At 74.2% G+C, this 1,308-nt stretch carries 1 protein-coding gene; it reads left to right on the top strand.

Going from position 1 to position 1,308, the window contains the following annotated elements:
* Positions 1-1,093: ATP-binding cassette domain-containing protein (locus M0638_RS28295; RefSeq protein ID WP_248670299.1), on the top strand; the 1,093-nt coding region annotated here is incomplete at its 5' end.
* Between the last annotated feature and the right edge of the window lie 215 nt (positions 1,094-1,308).

The raw sequence follows: 1,308 nt of genomic DNA, 5'->3' as shown, positions 1-1,308 counted from the left end.
CGAGCCGACCACGGCGCTCGACGTCACCATCCAGGCGCAGATCCTCGAACTCCTCGCCGAGCTGAAGCGGCGCCTCGGCATGGCGATGCTGCTGATCACCCACGACCTGCAGATCGTCCGCCGGCACGCCGACCACGTGGTGGTGATGCGCCACGGGCGGGCGGTGGAGGCCGGGCCGGTGGCCGAGGTGTTCGCGCGGCCGCGCCACGACTACACGCGGCTGCTGCTGGCGACCGAGCCGCGCGGCCACCCTGCCCCGGTGGCCGAGGGCGCGCCGGTGGTGGTGGCGGGGGAGGACGTGAAGGTCCACTTCCCGATCCGGCGCGGGCTGCTGCGGCGGACCGTGGGTTACATCAAGGCGGTGGATGGCGTCTCCGTCGCGGTGCGCGAGGGGGAGACGGTCGGGCTGGTGGGCGAGAGCGGCTCGGGCAAGACCACCCTCGCCCTGGCGCTGCTGCGGCTGGAGCGCAGCACGGGCGGGATCGTCTTCGAGGACCGGCCGATCCAGGATCTCGGCCGCGCCGCGCTCCGGCCGCTGCGGCGGCGGATGCAGATCGTGTTCCAGGACCCCTATGGCAGCCTCTCGCCCCGGCTCTCGGTGGGCGAGATCGTCGGCGAGGGGCTGGAGGTGCACGAGCCGGGACTTTCCGCCGCCGCCCGCGCCGCCGCCGTGGCCGCGGCGCTGGAGGAGGTGGGGCTTTCTCCCGCCATGGCGGAACGCTACCCGCACGAATTCTCCGGCGGGCAGCGCCAGCGCATCGCCATCGCCCGCGCGCTGGTGCTGAAGCCCCGCCTGGTGGTGCTGGACGAGCCGACCTCGGCGCTCGACGTCTCGGTGCAGGCGCAGGTGGTGGCGCTGCTGCGGGCGCTGCAGGCGAAGCACCGGCTGGCCTACCTGTTCATCAGCCACGACCTGCGGGTGGTGCGGGCCATGGCGCACCGGATCGTGGTGCTGAAGGACGGGCGGGTGGTGGAGCAGGGCGAGGCGGCCGAGGTGGTGGCGGCACCGCGCGAGGCCTATACGCGGGCGCTGATGCGCGCGGCCTTCGACCTGGCGGCGGAGCCACTGGCCACGGCGGACACTCATCGGTAAGAGGCCGGGCGCGACGCTTGTTGAACGGCTAGGCCAGGGAGGCGCTGCCTCCCTGGACCCTCCGCCGGGGCCCGAGGGAAACCTGGGAGGCCCCGGCCCCCATTCGTTTTCCGGCCTCGGCGGTTGCACCCGCGAGGCTCGATTCCAATGGGGGGTCCGGGGGGCTTCGCCCCCGGCGGGATGGTCCAGGAAGGGCGGCGCCCTTCCTGGCGGGG

It is taken from the genome of Roseomonas acroporae, assembly GCF_023223525.1.
Classification (GTDB): Bacteria; Pseudomonadota; Alphaproteobacteria; order Acetobacterales; family Acetobacteraceae; genus Roseomonas_E; species Roseomonas_E acroporae.
The sequence above is the reverse complement of the archived record's forward strand: the minus strand, read 5'-3'. Positions and strand labels throughout refer to the sequence as shown.